We start from the raw sequence: 15313 nt of genomic DNA, 5'->3' as shown, positions 1-15313 counted from the left end.
CCAAAACCCTTCGATATTTCTAGAATCATGAAAACGATTCAAACCAATGACCTTCGCCTAGAAACCGCCGCCTCGACCTTTGCTGCCTTGGGCAGTGAACAACGTCTTTCGGTATTGCGCACCTTGGTTCGAGCCGGCCCGCAGGGGCTGAGCATCGGAGACTTGGGCAACCGGACCGGCGTCACCGGGTCGACCCTGACACATCATATGAAAATCCTCGCACAGGCGGGGCTGGTTCGGCAGGAAAAACAGGGGCGCAGCATCATCTGCGCCGCTGTCGCCTATGACGAGCTGCGCGATCTGGCAGACTTCCTGTTGAAGGAATGCTGTGCGGACGCGTGCCAAAACACCACTGGGGACAACGTGGAAGGACACGACCATGGCTGACACGCAAAGCCACACTCCGGCACAGGCAACGCCGGGCGGGTTCGGCTCGATCTGGAAAAAGATCGATAAGGCTTGGCTGGCCTCAGCGGTAATCTTAGCCGTGCTGGCATTGGTCGATATGGACCAGTTCGGCCCGACGTTGACGTTTGCCGCACGGGCGCTGGCCAATACCGCCCCCATCATCCTGATCGCGGTGCTGGCGATTGGATACCTGAAAGCCTCGGGCGCGGAGACGACGATCGCCAAGGCGTTCGAGGGCAACGAAGTGCACATGATCTTCATGGCCGCGCTGCTTGGCGGGCTGTCACCCTTTTGTTCGTGCGAGGTCATCCCCTTCATCGCCGCGCTTCTGGCGGTGGGCACGCCACTGTCGGCGGTCATGGCCTTCTGGCTGGCGTCGCCGCTGATGGACCCGGCGATGTTCGTCGTGACCGCCGGTGCGCTAGGACTGCCTTTCGCGGTCGGCAAAACGGTCGCCGCCGTGGCCGTCGGCCTGCTGGGCGGGTTCGTTGCGATGGCCGCGAAACGCTCTGCCGTGTTTGCCGATCCGCTGCGCGAGAAACCTCAGGTGGGGGACTGCTGTGGCGTCAAGAAACCCTTTGCGGGCAAGCCGGTCTGGAAATTCTGGGCAGAGCCTGAGCGGCGCGAGACCTTCCGCCGTGCGAGCTTGGACAACGCGGTGTTCCTGCTGAAATGGCTGTTGCTGGCGTACCTGATTGAATCCCTGATGCTGGCCTATGTCCCGGCGGAATGGATTGCAGGCGTGCTGGGCGGCGAAGGCTTCATGCCGATCCTGATGGGCGCACTGGTCGGGGCCCCGGCCTACCTGAACGGCTATGCCGCCGTGCAACTGGTCGACGGCCTGCTGGCCCAAGGCATGGCCCCCGGTGCCGCGATGTCCTTTGTTGTGGCGGGCGGTGTCACCTGCATTCCCGCCGCGATCGCTGTCTGGGCGCTGGTGAAACCGCGGGTCTTTGCGGCCTATGTAGGGCTGGCGATGGTCGGCGCGCTCTGTGCCGGACTGGCGTGGTCCGTGGCGGCCAGTCTGATCGCCTGATCCATCACGATGCAGCAGCACAGCCCGGGGTGACATGCCCCGGGCTGTGTCGTTTCGGCGCGGGCACCGCCCCCTCCGCCCGTATCAATAGGGCGTGACAGGCGACAATCGGGACTAAAAAGACTCGGTTTGCGGTGATAATGCCTTGGTTTGGACGACTTTACTTGGCATCAGCGGGGAAAATCCGCCATATTGGCCAAAAAACCAAAGTGCCGTTAAGCAACCATCCTGTAAGGTTGCGGGTGAGCAGATCCGGAGCGAGCCGATGCTCGAGTTCGAGAATGTCAGCAAGTCCTTTTGGACAGGCTCTCAACGCAAGGTGATCCTTGAAAAGGTCTCCTTCCGGGTAGAGCTTGGCCGGTCTTTGGGTATTCTGGCCCCCAACGGCACCGGGAAAACGACCCTGATCAACATGATGGCGGGGCTTGAAAAACCGGACGAAGGCGAAATCCGCCGGGGCTGCCGCATATCCTTCCCACTTGGGTTCATGGGCGGCGTGACCAACAAGCACTCGGCCATGGAAAACTCGCGTTATATCGCGCGGATCTACGGGCTGGACCCGGATTACGTCGAAGCCTACTGCCGTTGGCTGTGCGGTCTGGGCGAATACTTCGACCAGCCCATCGGCACCTATTCGTCGGGGATGCGGGCGCGGTTTTCGTTTTCGCTGATGTTGGCGCTGGACTTTGACATGTACCTGATCGACGAAGGGATGCCGACCTCGACAGATGTGGAGTTCAACCGCAAAGCGGGCGACATCCTGCGGGAACGGCTTGCAACGACGACCGTGGTGATCGTGTCGCACCAAGCCGACACGCTACAGAAATTCGCAACTGAAGCCGCCGTATTGATGGGTGGCCAATTGCATATGTTCGATACCTTGGAAGAGGCGAAGCAGCTTTATGACTACGAAACCCAAGGCTAGGAAATTCCGCATTCGTCGCGCCGACGAAGAGATGACGCCGCAAACTGGTCAGCCAGACGCGGCACCGGAACAGGCCGCGAAGCCCACGCCGCGCCCCGTGCCCCGCCCTGCCGCACCAGAGGCATCGGCAGAAGGCGAGGCGCCCGCGCGTCCCGCGCAGCCACAACCGAACCCGGCGGAAAAATCCATGGCGGATGTTGCGAAACGACGCGCCGCCGCGCTGGCCGCGCTGAAAGACTCCCAATCGGATCGGCCTGCCGCCGCGCAGGCGGCCCGCCCCGCAGCGCCCCAGACGCCGCCAGAAGCCGCGCCCGAGGATGCACCGCGTGAAGGTCAGATCGCGTCGTCTGATGAAGTAAGCGCCGAGAACGACATCGACGCCATTCGCAAAGAAGGCCTGACAGGCCGTCAGCTACGTATGGCGCGGCGCGTCGCCCAGAAACACGGGCTGGCCCCGACCAGCGATTTTGACGCGGTGCGCCAGCTGCGTGCCAAGGGGATCGACCCCTTTAAGCCTACGAATATGCTGGAATTGGTGGTTCCCGGCGCGGGTGGTGGCGCGACCGGGGATGCCAAATTGCCCGCCCCGCGCGGCGAAAGCTTGCCCAAGACCGTGCCGCTGGATCAGGCCAACCTCCCCTCGACCGAGGTGAACCCGGCCGAACAGCGCGGTCGCGAGATCATGAACATCCAGCGCGACATCGCGCGCCGTCGGCGTCGCCGGTTGTTGCTGTTGTTCACGCGGCTGTCGTTTTTCGTTTTCGCCCCGGCGATCCTTGCGGGCTATTATTTCTATGTCATCGCGACGCCGATGTATTCGTCCAAGGCCGAATTCCTGATCCTTCAGGCCGACAACGCCGGTGGCTCTGGCATCGGAGGCCTGTTGCAGGGCACACAGTTTGCCACCAACCAAGACGCGATCGCGGTGCAGAGTTATCTGCAATCCAAGGACGCCATGTTGCGGCTGGACGACGACATGGGGTTCAAGGCGCATTTCACCCAAGACTGGATCGACCCGATTCAGCGGATGACCGACAATCCGTCCAACGAAGACGCCTATAAGGTCTATAAAAAGTTCGTCAAAATCGCCTACGACCCGACCGAAGGCGTGATCAAGATGGAAGTGTCCGCCGCGGACCCGGTGATCGCCGCACAATTCGCCGATCACCTGATCGACTACGCCGAAGAACGTGTGGACGAGCTGTCGCGCCGCAAACGCGAAGACGGCATGACCACCGCCCGAGAAAGCCTTGAGCGCGCCAAGGAAGAACGCCGCGCCGCCCAAGAGGCACTGGTCCGGTTGCAGGAAGACAACTTCCTTGACCCCGAAGGCTATATCGCATCGCTGCGCACCCAGATCTCGAACTACGAGGTGCAATTGCAGGAAAAGGAACTGCAGTTGCAGGCGCTTTTGGACAACCGCCGCCCCAATGAGGCGCGTGTTGACGGCGTCCGGGGCGATATCCGCCGTCTGACCACCGTGTTGAGCGATCTGAACGCCCGGATGACCGACGCCACCTCAGGCGAAACATCGCTGGCCGAAAAAGCCGCACGCATCCAGATGGCCCAGGCCGATCTGGCGACGGCGGACCTGTTCCTGCAATCCGCGCTGCAGAACGAAAAGCAGACTGAATTGGAGGCGAACCGGCAGGTCCGCTATCTGACGACGTCGGTAAATCCGGTCGCGGCCGAAGATCCGTCCTACCCCCGCAAGTTCGAAAACACGATCCTTGCGTTCCTGATCCTTGCGGGCGTCTATCTGATGGTGTCGCTGACGGCGTCGATTCTGCGCGAACAGGTGTCGAGCTAAGCGACGCGACCTTGGCCCAGTCGCCAAGATTTCAGCACAGCCACCGAAAACCCGCGCCAATCCGGCGCGGGTTTTATCATTTTTGCACCCAGCGGCTGACGAAGGCGGATCAAGGCGCTAAACGATCTATGTAGTGTTCAGAAGGGTCGCGTCTGACCCGCCTTTGAAGAAGTGAGAAGACATTGACCAAACCCATTGCCGACGTCACCCCGAACACCTGGGAATTCCTGCGCGACCCGATGATCACTCCCACGGGGTTCCGCGAATATGACGCCCGCTGGCAATATCCCGATCAGATCAACCTGCCCGGGATGACGGCGCTTGGTCTTGGTCTTGGCACGCAGATGCATCGGCATGGGCTGAAACCGGAAATCGCAGTAGGCAACGATTATCGCGACTATTCCCTGTCGATCAAAAACGCGCTGATCCTTGGGTTGATGCAGGCGGGCATCAAGGTGCGCGACATCGGACCGTGCATCACGCCGATGGCTTATTTTTCGTCCTTCCATCTGGGTGGCTGCGCCGTGGCGATGGTCACCGCATCGCACAATCCCAACGGCTGGACCGGGGTGAAGATGGGGTTCGACATGCCCCTGACCCACGGCCCGGACGAGATGGCAGAACTGCGAGACATCGTCCTGAACGGCGAAGGACAGGCGCGCGATGGCGGGTCGTATGAATTCGTCGACGGGGTGTGGGACGCCTATATCGACGATCTGGTGGGCGATTTCAAAATGACCCGCAAGCTCAAGGTCGTCTGCGCCAGTGGCAACGGCACCGCGGCGGCCTTTGCGCCCGAGGTCTTCAAGCGCATCGGGGTCGAGATCGTGGATAGCCACAATACGCTCGACTACACCTTCCCGAACTACAACCCGAACCCCGAAGCAATGGAGATGCTGCACGATATGTCGGCCAGCGTGAAGGCCTCGGGCGCGGATATGGCGCTTGGCTTTGATGGCGACGGCGACCGTTGCGGCGTGGTGGATGACGAGGGCGAGGAAATCTTTGCCGACAAGGTTGGTGTCATCATGGCGCGCGACCTGTCCAAGCTGTATCCCGGGTCAACCTTCGTGGCCGATGTAAAATCGACCGGCTTGTTTGCGTCGGACCCAGAGCTTCAGGCCAATGACGTCAAGGCGGATTACTGGAAGACCGGGCACAGCCATATGAAGCGTCGCGTGCACGAACTAGGCGCGCTGGCAGGGTTCGAAAAATCCGGCCACTACTTCATGGCTGAGCCCGTGGGCCGAGGCTACGACGACGGCATGCGCGTGGCGGTCGAGATCTGTAAGCTGATGGACCGTAACCCCGACATGAAGATGTCGGACCTGCGCAAAGCCCTGCCCAAAACGTGGTCCACCCCCACGATGTCGCCCTACGCGGCAGATACCGAGAAATACGATATCCTTGAACGGCTGGTGCAAAAGCTGGTCGCCAAAGCAGACGCGGGCGACAGCTTTGCAGGTCGCGCAATCAAAGAGGTGGTGACCGTCAACGGCGCCCGCGTGATCCTCGACAATGGGTCCTGGGGTTTGGTCCGCGCCTCCTCCAACACGCCGAACCTTGTGGTGGTCTGCGAAAGCTCCGACTCCGAAGACGAGTTGCGGGCGATCTTTAAAGAGATTGACGATGTGATCCGCACGGAACCTGCCGTAGGCGACTACGACCAGACGTTCTAAACGACGACCGCGTATGGGGGCTTTGCCCCCGGCCTTCGGCCTCCCCCAAGGTATTTGATGACCAGAAGAAGCATAGGACACGCCTTTCTTCTTCTGGTTGATAAATACCCTCGGGGGACGTCCGAAGGACGGGGGGCAGAGCCCCCAGCTACCTCCGCTGCGCGAAAAAATCTTTCAAAAGCGCCTCAGCCTCGGTCGCGCTTATGCCATCATAAACTTCGGGAACGTGATGGCATTGCGGATGGGCAAAGACCCGTGGGCCTTGCGCAACGCCGCCGGATTTCGGATCGGCCGCGCCGTAGTACAGCCGCGCGATCCGGGCATTGGCGATGACGGCAGCGCACATCGGGCACGGCTCTAGCGTCACGTACAGGCTGTAACCGGGCAGCCGTTCTGACCCTACCGCGGCGCAGGCGTCGCGAATCACCAGCATCTCGGCATGGGCAGAGGGATCGGATAATTCGCGCGTTCGGTTCCCCGCACGGGCGACGACCTGACCGCCTGCATCGACCAGCACCGCGCCCACCGGCACTTCGCCCCGGGCGACGGCGGCGCGGGCCTCTTCTAGGGCCGCGGACATATGCGAGGTAAAGGTCATGCCTTTGCTTTGCCCGACCATCCCCGCTTCCGCAAGCGCGCGAAAGCCTGTATGGCGAAAGCTATGAGCCAGAAGCCCACCAACCCCGCCTCTTCATCGTCCAAAACGCCGGCCGGTGATCGGATCGCCAAAGTGCTGTCACGTGCGGGCATCGCGTCCCGGCGCGAGGCCGAAAAGATGATCGGTGAGGGGCGTGTCAGCGTCAACGGCAAGGTCATCGAAAGCCCTGCCCTGAATGTGACCGCCAAGGACAAGATCGCCGTGGATGGCCGGCCGCTGGACGGGCCGGAACCTGCACGGCTGTGGCTGTACCACAAGCCCACAGGGCTGGTGACGACCCATAAGGATGAACAGGGGCGGCCAACGATCTATGACGATCTACTCGAGGATATGCCGCGAGTGATGTCTGTAGGGCGGCTTGATCTGAACTCTGAAGGGTTGCTGCTGCTGACCAACGATGGCGGGCTGAAGCGGCAGTTGGAACTTCCCTCGACCGGCTGGTTGCGGCGCTACCGTGTGCGGGTGAAGGGCAATCCGACGGATACCGACCTTGCGCCTTTGCGGGACGGGATCGTGGTGGACCGCGAAACCTTTCAGCCCATGCAGGTGACGCTAGACCGGCAGCAGGGGGCCAACGCATGGCTGACCGTTGGGCTGCGGGAAGGCAAGAACCGGGAAATCCGACGCGCGATGGAAAACATCGGGCTGAGTGTGAACCGCCTGATCCGCGTATCTTATGGCCCGTTCCAATTGGGCCCGCTGAAACCCGGTGAGGTCGAAGAGGTGCGTCGCCGCGTGCTGCGCGACCAGTTGGGGCTGGAGGCGGAAGATGACGCCGATGCCCCGAAACGGCCGCGCGCCGTGCGCGGTGACCGGCCTGACCGCCGCCCCAAGGGACCGGGCAAGCCGGGGCCCAAGACTTCGACTAAGACTGCGGCCAAGCCGGGCCAGAAATCTGGGGGGAAACCCGCAGGAAAACCCGGGGCCAAGCCGACGAAGGCCAAAGATGCCCCGTGGGAGACAGATGCACGCCCACGCCTGACCCGACGTCGCCCGAAAAAGAACTGAGACTAGGCAGGGGGATAGCATTGGTGTATCCCCGAACCCATATGTACCGGGACGCCAATGTGACGGGGGTGGCATGACCGGCAACGGTTTACAGAAGACGGCCTTTTTCTTGTTCGTGGCCCTGATCCTTTACGCAACTTTGACGGCGTCGGGGGTCTGAATGGCACAGCGATACGGCGGAGAGTTCAGCCCGAAAGGCAAGGCACCCTCTGACGACCCGCGGTCGTCGGCTGCGTCGCCTGCTGGTAATTCGTTCCGTGGCGCGCGTCGTACCCGTGCCGGGGGCCGCGTCAATCTTTTGTTTCTTGCCCCATTCCCTTTGATCTGGCAGGCCTTTGGATCGGAACCCGTGGTCATGGCGACCTATCTGGTGGCCTTTGGCGCGCTGATCCTGTCGGCGTGGCTGACCCGCGAAGGCATCAAGGCACAAGAGGCTTACGAGGCCCGCAAGGTTGCGCGCCGCCCTGCCCTGCCGCGCAAGATCTTTGGATCGGTCCTTGCCGGGGTCGGTCTGGCCTTGGTCGGCTTTGCAGGCCACGGACCGCTGGAAGCCGCGATTTTCGCCGCCCTCGGGACCGTACTGCATTCCATGGCCTTCGGCTTTGATCCGCTGAAAAACAAAGGGCTGGAAGGTGTCGATCTGCACCAGACCGACCGCGTCGCCCGCGCCGTCGACACGGCCGAGGCGCATCTGGCCGCCATGTCCGATGCGATCAAACGCGCGCAGGATCGTCAGTTAGAGGCCCGGGTGGACCGGTTCCAGACCGTCGCCCGCGACCTGTTCCGCACCGTCGAAAACGACCCCCGCGACCTGACCGCCGCGCGCAAATACCTTGGGATTTACCTACAGGGTGCCCGTGACGCGACGATCAAGTTCGCCGACATCTACGCCCGCAACCAGAACCCGCAGGCCCGCGCCGATTACGAAGCGCTGCTGGTCGATCTGGAAGACAATTTCGCCGCCCGCACCCAGAAGCTTTTAGCCGATGACGCAGGTGACATGAATGTAGAGATAGACGTGCTGCGCGAAAGATTGCAGCGTGAGGGCGTTCGCCCGGAATAGTCCTGAAAAGCCCCGACAGGTTATGGAGAGTATCGATGTCTGAAACTGTGCGCACCAAAGCAGCGGAAACGCTGAAAGAGGTTGAAGAAGTCACTGCCGTAATCCTGCCGGAACCCGCGCCTGCAGATGCGCTGGTGCCCATGGCGCAGGCGGATGAGCCGACGAGCGCAGAGATCGAAAAACGTATTGCCGAGCTCGACATGACCGACACCGGGTCGATCGTGCGGTTCGGGTCCGGTGCGCAGGCGGAATTGCAGACGATTTCGCAGGCCATGCTGCAGGACGTGCGCAACAAGGATGTCGGCCCGGCGGGCGACAGCCTGCGCAACATCGTCACGACGATCCGGGGCTTTTCGGTCAGCGAATTGGACGTGCGCCGCGAACGCTCTTTCTGGGAAAAGCTGCTCGGGCGTGCCGCGCCGTTTGCCAAGTTCACCGCCAAGTTCGAAGAAGTGCAGGACCAGATCGACAAGATCACCGAAGACCTGCTGGCGCACGAACATACGCTGCTGAAAGATATCAAATCTCTCGACATGCTGTATGAAAAGACGCTGGCGTTTTATGACGAACTGGCGATCTACATCGCCGCGGGCGAAGAAAAACTGGCGCGTCTGGACAATACCGACATCCCCGCGAAAGAGGCGGACGTGAACGCCGCGCCTGAAGGCGAACAGGTGATGAAGGCGCAGGAACTGCGGGACCTGCGCGCCGCGCGCGACGATCTGGAACGCCGGGTGCACGATCTGAAACTGACCCGTCAGGTGACGATGCAATCGCTGCCCTCGATCCGGTTGGTTCAGGAAAATGACAAGTCGCTGGTGACAAAGATCAACTCGACTCTCGTGAACACCGTGCCGCTGTGGGAAACCCAGCTGGCGCAGGCGGTGACCATCCAACGCTCGGCCGAGGCGGCAGCGGCGGTGCGCGATGCAAATGATCTAACGAACGAATTGCTGACTTCGAACGCGAAGAACCTGCGCGACAGCAACAAGAAGATCCGGCAGGAAATGGAGCGTGGTGTATTCGACATCGAGGCCGTCAAACAGGCCAACGCCGACCTGATCGGCACGATTCAGGAAAGCCTGCAGATCGCCGACGAAGGCAAGGCCAAGCGCGCCGCCGCCGAAGAAGATCTGAAGAAGATGGAGGCCGACCTGCGCGATACGCTGGCCGCCGCCAAGGCCCGCGAAACCGGGTCTGGCGACAACATGGCCACCTCGGTTCCGAAGGGCTGAGCTCAGGTGGCATGGTTCAGGGCAAAGACGGGGCCGTGGGCCCGGGGTGTCGCGGGTCTGGCGCTGTGCGCGGCGCTGGCCTCGTGTCAGATGACAGAGCCTGAGACATCGCTGAAACCGCAGTCCCGCCCGGCCGAGGTTACGGCGGCGAAGCCCGCGGCCTCTGCCCCATCGGCAGCGAGCGACAGTTTGCGCCGGTACTACGCGAAAATTCAGTCGGACCTGCTTGCTCAGGGCCTGCTGCGAGTCGATGGCGGCGGGGTCGATACGCCCTATTCTGCCCGTGATCTGGCGAACAACTTTGAACGCATCGTGTTCTACGACGAATACGCGCGCGGCGGAGGGTTGCGGAACAGCAATGGCGCCAAGGCGTCGCTGCGACGCTGGCCCGGCCCGGTGCGTATTGGGGTGGAGTTCGGGGACTCCGTTCCCGCATCGCTGCGCACATCAGACACGGCGACCGTCCGCGGCTATACCGCCCGGCTGGCCCGGTTGACCGGCCATTCCATCAGCTTTGTCGGGGTCGGCGAAGCCACCAACGCCAATTTCAACGTGCTGGTGATGGGCGAAGACGATCACGATCAGATCGTGCGCCGGGTGCGGGAAATCATGCCCGATATCTCGGCCACCTCATTGGGGATTTTCCAGCGCCTGCCGCGTGCGATCCACTGTCTTGTGGTGGCGTTTTCGCGCGATGACGGGGCCTCTGGCTATGGGCAGGCGATTGCGCTGGTGCGGGCCGAACATCCCGATCTGGTGCGCAAAAGCTGCTATCATGAAGAAATGGCGCAGGGCCTTGGGCTGGCCAACGACAGCCCCCGCGCGCGCCCGTCGATCTTTAACGACGACGATGAATTCGCATTGCTGACCAGCCATGACGAGCTGTTGTTGAAAATGCTTTACGATCCGCGGCTGCGCCCGGGGATGAGCGCCGATACGGCCCGGCCGATCTTTACCAAGATGGCGACCGAGTTGCTGGGCGGCGAAAGTTAAAGAAGGAGTGCTGACATGGGCATACTCGATTTCCTGAGCGGACAATTCATCGACGTCATCCATTGGACCGACGACACCCGCGATACGCTGGTCTGGCGGTTCGAACGTGAGGGCCATGAAATCAAGTACGGCGCCAAGCTGACGGTCCGCGAAGGTCAAGCGGCTGTTTTCGTGCACGAAGGTCAGCTGGCGGATGTCTTCACGCCGGGGCTCTACATGTTGGAAACCAACAACATGCCCATCATGACCTCGCTCCAGCACTGGGATCACGGATTCAAGTCTCCGTTCAAGTCCGAGGTCTACTTCGTTTCGACCAACCGCTTTACCGATCTGAAGTGGGGGACGAAGAACCCGATCATGGCGCGCGATCCCGAATTCGGCCCTGTCCGCATTCGTGCCTTCGGCACCTATTCGATCCGCGTCACCGATCCGGGCCGCTTCCTGACGGAAATCGTCGGTACGGATGGCGAATTCACAATGGACGAGATCAGCTATCAGGTCCGTAATATCATCGTGCAGGAGTTTTCCCGCGTGATCGCTGGGTCGGGCATCCCGGTTCTGGATATGGCCGCGAATACCGCCGATCTGGGCAAGATGGTCGCGTCCGAGATCAGCGCGACGATTGCCGAATACGGCATGACCCTGCCCGAGCTTTACATCGAAAACATCTCACTCCCCCCCGCGGTGGAAGAGGTTTTGGACAAGCGGACCTCGATGGGGATCGTTGGTGATCTGGGCAAGTTCACCCAATTCTCGGCCGCCGAGGCGATGACCAAGGCCGCCAGCAACCCCGGCGGCGATGGCGGCATGGGCGCGGGCCTTGGTATGGGGATGGGCATGGCGATGGCCAACCAGATGGCGCAATCCGGGCCTTGGGGTGCGCGTCCGCAGGCGGCATCTGCCGCGGCTGCCCCGCCCGCACCACCGCCCCCGCCGGTCGAACACGTCTGGCACATTGCCGAGAACGGGCAGACGCACGGCCCCTATTCCAAGGCGCGGCTGGGCCGGATGGTGACCGAAGGCGGCATGACCCGTGACACGATGGTCTGGACCGCCGGTCAGGACGGTTGGAAGCGGGCCGAGGACGTCATGGAACTGGCGCAGCTTTTCACCGTGATGCCCCCGCCCCCGCCGCCCCCGGCATGAACGATGATGGCCCCGAGGTCGTCACCTCGGGCGATTGCGGCAACTCGCCCAAGAATGCAGCCGCTCAGGATATCGCGCTGGCCCTGATGGGGGCCGGTGCATTGCCGCCAGAGGTTCTGGCCGACAGCGCGGTTTGGCAGCGGCCCAGTGGCGCGCTGACGGGCCGCAAGCCGATCCTGACCGCGCTGCGCCGTACCAAAGCTCCCGACCGGATCGAGGTGGATCAGGTCGTGACCCATGGCAAAAGCGGCTCTGTCTCGGGCCGCTATTGGACGGCGGATGAGGTACGGTTGTTTTGTCATGTGCTGCAATTTACCAGTGCGGCGATGCGCAGCTTGGCGCAGATCGTCAGCTTCGAACATCGGCCCCGGCACTAAAACGCAACCATTCAAGGGATTCGCCCGTATCTGAGATATGGACAGCACCACGAACACGCCATTAGACAACCGCCCTTCGCTAAGGGATCGGTTGTCCGCGCGCCTGCCGCGGCGGCGGACGGCGTTGAAATGGGTGCATTGGACCATGGTGCCCCTGATCATCTGGTTCGTCATCGTCACGCCCGAGGTCGCGCTGGCCATGGGCGGGCAAACGGCTTTTCTGATCCATTCGAACCTTGCGCTATTCTTCGTAACGCTTTCGTTGCTTTGGACCGCTGACATGCTACGCCGCGGGCTGGCCAGCCGACCGGGGCCTAAACTGCCGCCATGGGCGCGGCGGGTGCATCGTGGGATGCACCTGACGTTGATATGGGGGCTGTTCTTCGTGGCCTTCACCGGGTTCCTGCTGGGCCTGACCTCGACCGTGCAATTGCGGGCGGGCGGGTTCCTGCCCTTCGCTCCGCCCTTGGGCCTGCCGCCCGCGAATAAGGTTATCGGCATCGTCCACATCTACCAGTTCTACGCGCTGGCGGGGGTGGTGGCGGGCCATGCGGCGTTCCACATCTGGCGGCATGTCAAACTGCGCGACAACGCGCTGCGGATCATGGCGCCGAAGCGGCTGCACCGTTTCCTCTGATCAAAGGCAGATCGGGGTTTTTCCCGACGGGCAAGGCGTCTAGGGTCACCCTGACAGCGCGGAGCCCAAGCATGAGCGAAGATCATCGTTTCCCCTGCCCCAACTGCGGCGCGGATTATCGGTTTGCCCCCAACGAAGGCAAACTGATCTGCGATCACTGCGGCCATTCCGAGGCGCTGGCAGACCCCGGCCCCTGGGCTGGCGCGATCCAAGAGTTGGACTTCCGCGCCGCGATCGAAGCCCGCCTTCCCGAAGCCGAGATCGAGGAGACCCGGGTCTCTCAATGTCCGAACTGCGGTGCTCAGGTTGAATTCGACGGGGATCAGCACGCAGCCGAGTGTCCGTTCTGTGCGACCCCTGTGGTTACCGGAACCGGCACCCATCGGCACATCAAACCCAAGGGGGTGCTGCCCTTTGGCCTGACCGAACGCGACGCGCAAAAAGCCATGGCGGATTGGCTGGGTCGGCTTTGGTTCGCACCGAACGGCTTGCAGGAATATGCGCGCAAGGGGCGCAAGTTGGATGGCATCTACGTCCCCTATTGGACCTATGACGCCGACACGAAATCCACATACACCGGCGAACGCGGCACGATATACTACGTCACCGAAACGGTGATGCGGGACGGCAAGCCAACGCAGGTGCAAGTGCAGAAAATCCGCTGGCGCCCTGCCTCGGGCCGGGTGGCGCGGTTCTTTGACGATGTGCTGGTGCTGGCCTCTAAGTCTTTGCCCAAGAAATACACCGACGCTTTGGAGCCGTGGGACCTGTCCGAGCTGAAGCCCTATACCCCCGAATTCCTTGCCGGGTTTCTGGCCGAGGGCTATCAGGTCGAATTGGCCGAGGGTTATGAAGAAGCCCGCGCCATCATGGACCGCACCATTGATCGCGACGTGCGTTTTGACATCGGCGGTGATCGCCAGCGGGTGCATCAGATCAACACGCAGGTCAGCGACGTGACCTTCAAACACATCCTGTTGCCGGTCTGGATGGCCGCCTACAAGTTCCGAGGCAAGACCTATCGGTTTGTCGTCAACGGCCGCACGGGCCGGGTGCAGGGCGAACGCCCATGGTCGGTCTGGAAGATCACTTTCGCCGTGCTGGCTGGCCTGATCGTGGCTGGGGTCGTCGGCTATCTTTACGCGATGAACGGATAAATTGATGAGCAATTACGATACGTTGATGGGGCTGCTGACCGCGCGTCATTCCTGCCGTGGCTTTCTGGACAAGCCGGTATCGGACGACATGATCGCCCGGATCGTCACCGCCGCGGGCCGCGCGCCCTCTTGGTGCAATGCCCAGCCGTGGCAGGTGATCGTGACCAAGGGCGAACAGACCGAAGGATTGCGCAGTGCGTTGATGAAAGCCGCCGGCGTACGCCCCGAAGCGCCAGACATTCCCGGCCCCGAGGGCTACAGCGGCGCCCATAAGGACCGCCGCCGCACCTGTGGCTGGCAATTGTACGAGGCGGTCGGCGTCGAAAAAGGCGACCGTCAGGGATCGGCCCGGCAGGCGCTACAGAACTTCAACCTGTTCGGCGCGCCGCATACCGCCATCCTGACCTCGGGTCGGGAACTGGGCACTTACGGGGCCTTGGACAGCGGTGGGTTCCTGATGGCCTTCTGTTTGGCCGCCCAAGCATTGGGCGTGGCCACAGTGCCCCAGGCTGCGGTGGCGTTCCACTCGGACGTGGTGCGCGAGGTGCTGGATATCCCCGAAGACCGGCTGATCCTTTGCGCAATTACATTCGGTTACGCAGACCCGGAACACCCCGCCAATTCCTTCCGCACAGAACGTGCAGACCTCTCTGAAATTATGGAAATTCGAAGCTGATGAGAGCCCTTCTTCAACGTGTGACCGAAGCGCAGGTGCGCGTTGATGGTGAGGTGATCGGCCAGTGCGGCGCGGGTCTGATGGTCCTTGTCTGCGCCATGCAGGGCGATACAGAGGCAAACGCCGAACAGCTTGCCGCCAAGGTGTCGAAGTGCCGGATTTTTCAGGACGACGCGGGCAAGATGAACCGGTCCGTGGTGGACATCGGCGGCTCGGCTCTGGTGGTCAGTCAGTTCACCCTGTCGGCCGATACGTCGCGCGGGAACCGGCCCGGGTTTTCGGCAGCCGCCGCACCGGAAGACGGACGGAGACTTTACGAGCATTTCGCCAAAGCGCTCGCCGGGTATGGCGTGCCGGTCGAGACCGGAGAGTTCGGGGCGGACATGAAAGTATCGCTAGTGAACGACGGGCCGATCACGATCTGGATGGAGTTCTGATCCAGAAGGGGTGAGGCGGGGTGTCCCCCGCCCTACATCGCGCCCCGTAGGCCGGGGGTCACCCCGCC

At 62.1% G+C, this 15313-nt stretch carries 16 protein-coding genes; 15 read left to right on the top strand and 1 reads right to left on the bottom strand.

Annotated features, from left to right (window positions below; genetic code table 11):
* The first annotated feature begins 27 nt into the window (after positions 1 to 27).
* The 5 genes from ACI3GR_RS01650 (at position 28) to ACI3GR_RS01630 (ending at position 5858) form a co-directional block, all read left to right on the top strand.
* Positions 28 to 387, top strand: a complete 360-nt coding sequence (locus tag ACI3GR_RS01650) for an ArsR/SmtB family transcription factor (protein WP_407492118.1) — start codon at positions 28 to 30, stop codon at positions 385 to 387.
* The gene (locus tag ACI3GR_RS01645; protein ID WP_407492117.1) at positions 380 to 1444 is read left to right on the top strand and encodes a permease; all 1065 of its coding nucleotides are present in this window, start codon (positions 380 to 382) and stop codon (positions 1442 to 1444) included. The genes ACI3GR_RS01650 and ACI3GR_RS01645 overlap by 8 nt, the downstream gene beginning before the upstream one ends.
* Before the next feature lie 265 nt (positions 1445 to 1709).
* Positions 1710 to 2369, top strand: a complete 660-nt coding sequence (locus ACI3GR_RS01640) for an ABC transporter ATP-binding protein (RefSeq protein ID WP_407492115.1) — start codon at positions 1710 to 1712, stop codon at positions 2367 to 2369.
* Positions 2347 to 4179, top strand: coding sequence for a KpsE/RkpR family capsule polysaccharide export protein (locus ACI3GR_RS01635; RefSeq protein WP_407492114.1), 1833 nt, complete (start codon positions 2347 to 2349; stop codon positions 4177 to 4179). The genes ACI3GR_RS01640 and ACI3GR_RS01635 overlap by 23 nt, the downstream gene beginning before the upstream one ends.
* Before the next feature lie 182 nt (positions 4180 to 4361).
* On the top strand, positions 4362 to 5858 hold the full coding sequence (locus ACI3GR_RS01630; protein WP_407492112.1) for a phosphomannomutase/phosphoglucomutase: 1497 nt from the start codon (positions 4362 to 4364) through the stop codon (positions 5856 to 5858).
* A gap of 148 nt (positions 5859 to 6006) precedes the next feature.
* On the opposite strand, the gene ACI3GR_RS01625 is transcribed toward ACI3GR_RS01630, so the two are convergent.
* Positions 6007 to 6456: a nucleoside deaminase gene (locus ACI3GR_RS01625; RefSeq protein WP_407493582.1), complete on the bottom strand. Its 450-nt coding sequence runs from the start codon at positions 6454 to 6456 to the stop codon at positions 6007 to 6009.
* Positions 6457 to 6519: 63 nt separating this feature from the next.
* Between ACI3GR_RS01625 and ACI3GR_RS01620 the strand changes: the two genes are divergently transcribed.
* From ACI3GR_RS01620 to dtd, 10 genes are all read left to right on the top strand, one after another.
* Positions 6520 to 7524, top strand: a complete 1005-nt coding sequence (locus ACI3GR_RS01620) for a pseudouridine synthase (protein ID WP_407492110.1) — start codon at positions 6520 to 6522, stop codon at positions 7522 to 7524.
* A 160-nt stretch (positions 7525 to 7684) separates the two neighbouring features.
* The gene (locus ACI3GR_RS01615; RefSeq protein ID WP_407492108.1) at positions 7685 to 8587 is read left to right on the top strand and encodes a 5-bromo-4-chloroindolyl phosphate hydrolysis family protein; all 903 of its coding nucleotides are present in this window, start codon (positions 7685 to 7687) and stop codon (positions 8585 to 8587) included.
* Between the two features lie 35 nt (positions 8588 to 8622).
* Positions 8623 to 9822 (top strand): toxic anion resistance protein, encoded by a 1200-nt coding sequence (locus ACI3GR_RS01610; RefSeq protein WP_407492107.1) that lies wholly within the window; start codon positions 8623 to 8625, stop codon positions 9820 to 9822.
* A gap of 90 nt (positions 9823 to 9912) precedes the next feature.
* Positions 9913 to 10815, top strand: a complete 903-nt coding sequence (locus ACI3GR_RS01605) for a DUF2927 domain-containing protein (RefSeq protein ID WP_407492105.1) — start codon at positions 9913 to 9915, stop codon at positions 10813 to 10815.
* A gap of 15 nt (positions 10816 to 10830) precedes the next feature.
* Positions 10831 to 11961, top strand: coding sequence for an SPFH domain-containing protein (locus ACI3GR_RS01600; protein WP_407492104.1), 1131 nt, complete (start codon positions 10831 to 10833; stop codon positions 11959 to 11961).
* Positions 11958 to 12338, top strand: coding sequence for a hypothetical protein (locus ACI3GR_RS01595; RefSeq protein WP_407492103.1), 381 nt, complete (start codon positions 11958 to 11960; stop codon positions 12336 to 12338). The genes ACI3GR_RS01600 and ACI3GR_RS01595 overlap by 4 nt, the downstream gene beginning before the upstream one ends.
* Before the next feature lie 37 nt (positions 12339 to 12375).
* Positions 12376 to 12975 carry a cytochrome b/b6 domain-containing protein gene (locus ACI3GR_RS01590; RefSeq protein ID WP_407492101.1) on the top strand — a complete coding sequence of 200 codons (600 nt, stop codon included), beginning with the start codon at positions 12376 to 12378 and terminating at the stop codon, positions 12973 to 12975.
* Positions 12976 to 13046: 71 nt separating this feature from the next.
* Positions 13047 to 14132, top strand: coding sequence for a TFIIB-type zinc finger domain-containing protein (locus tag ACI3GR_RS01585; RefSeq protein ID WP_407492099.1), 1086 nt, complete (start codon positions 13047 to 13049; stop codon positions 14130 to 14132).
* 4 nt (positions 14133 to 14136) lie between these two features.
* Positions 14137 to 14808 (top strand): nitroreductase, encoded by a 672-nt coding sequence (locus tag ACI3GR_RS01580; protein WP_407492098.1) that lies wholly within the window; start codon positions 14137 to 14139, stop codon positions 14806 to 14808.
* The gene (dtd, locus tag ACI3GR_RS01575; protein WP_407492097.1) at positions 14808 to 15245 is read left to right on the top strand and encodes a D-aminoacyl-tRNA deacylase; all 438 of its coding nucleotides are present in this window, start codon (positions 14808 to 14810) and stop codon (positions 15243 to 15245) included. The genes ACI3GR_RS01580 and dtd overlap by 1 nt, the downstream gene beginning before the upstream one ends.
* Positions 15246 to 15313: the final 68 nt, after the last annotated feature.

Source organism: Pseudooceanicola aestuariicola (assembly GCF_045763785.1).
Taxonomy (GTDB): domain Bacteria; phylum Pseudomonadota; class Alphaproteobacteria; order Rhodobacterales; family Rhodobacteraceae; genus Pseudooceanicola.
Note: the sequence above shows the minus strand (reverse complement) of the source record. Positions and strands in the feature narration are given on the sequence as shown.

Excerpts from the sequence above, each read along its gene's own strand:
- ACI3GR_RS01635 (WP_407492114.1), top strand. The coding sequence starts at position 2,347 with ATGACTACGAAACCCAAGGCTAGGAAATTCCGCATTCGTCGCGCCGAC.
- ACI3GR_RS01640 (WP_407492115.1), top strand. The coding sequence starts at position 1,710 with ATGCTCGAGTTCGAGAATGTCAGCAAGTCCTTTTGGACAGGCTCTCAA.
- ACI3GR_RS01590 (WP_407492101.1), top strand. The coding sequence starts at position 12,376 with ATGGACAGCACCACGAACACGCCATTAGACAACCGCCCTTCGCTAAGG.
- ACI3GR_RS01600 (WP_407492104.1), top strand. The coding sequence starts at position 10,831 with ATGGGCATACTCGATTTCCTGAGCGGACAATTCATCGACGTCATCCAT.
- ACI3GR_RS01585 (WP_407492099.1), top strand. The coding sequence starts at position 13,047 with ATGAGCGAAGATCATCGTTTCCCCTGCCCCAACTGCGGCGCGGATTAT.
- ACI3GR_RS01595 (WP_407492103.1), top strand. The coding sequence starts at position 11,958 with ATGAACGATGATGGCCCCGAGGTCGTCACCTCGGGCGATTGCGGCAAC.
- ACI3GR_RS01615 (WP_407492108.1), top strand. The coding sequence starts at position 7,685 with ATGGCACAGCGATACGGCGGAGAGTTCAGCCCGAAAGGCAAGGCACCC.
- ACI3GR_RS01605 (WP_407492105.1), top strand. The coding sequence starts at position 9,913 with ATGACAGAGCCTGAGACATCGCTGAAACCGCAGTCCCGCCCGGCCGAG.
- ACI3GR_RS01580 (WP_407492098.1), top strand. The coding sequence starts at position 14,137 with ATGAGCAATTACGATACGTTGATGGGGCTGCTGACCGCGCGTCATTCC.
- ACI3GR_RS01620 (WP_407492110.1), top strand. The coding sequence starts at position 6,520 with ATGAGCCAGAAGCCCACCAACCCCGCCTCTTCATCGTCCAAAACGCCG.
- dtd (WP_407492097.1), top strand. The coding sequence starts at position 14,808 with ATGAGAGCCCTTCTTCAACGTGTGACCGAAGCGCAGGTGCGCGTTGAT.
- ACI3GR_RS01645 (WP_407492117.1), top strand. The coding sequence starts at position 380 with ATGGCTGACACGCAAAGCCACACTCCGGCACAGGCAACGCCGGGCGGG.
- ACI3GR_RS01650 (WP_407492118.1), top strand. The coding sequence starts at position 28 with ATGAAAACGATTCAAACCAATGACCTTCGCCTAGAAACCGCCGCCTCG.
- ACI3GR_RS01610 (WP_407492107.1), top strand. The coding sequence starts at position 8,623 with ATGTCTGAAACTGTGCGCACCAAAGCAGCGGAAACGCTGAAAGAGGTT.
- ACI3GR_RS01625 (WP_407493582.1), bottom strand. The coding sequence starts at position 6,456 with ATGACCTTTACCTCGCATATGTCCGCGGCCCTAGAAGAGGCCCGCGCC.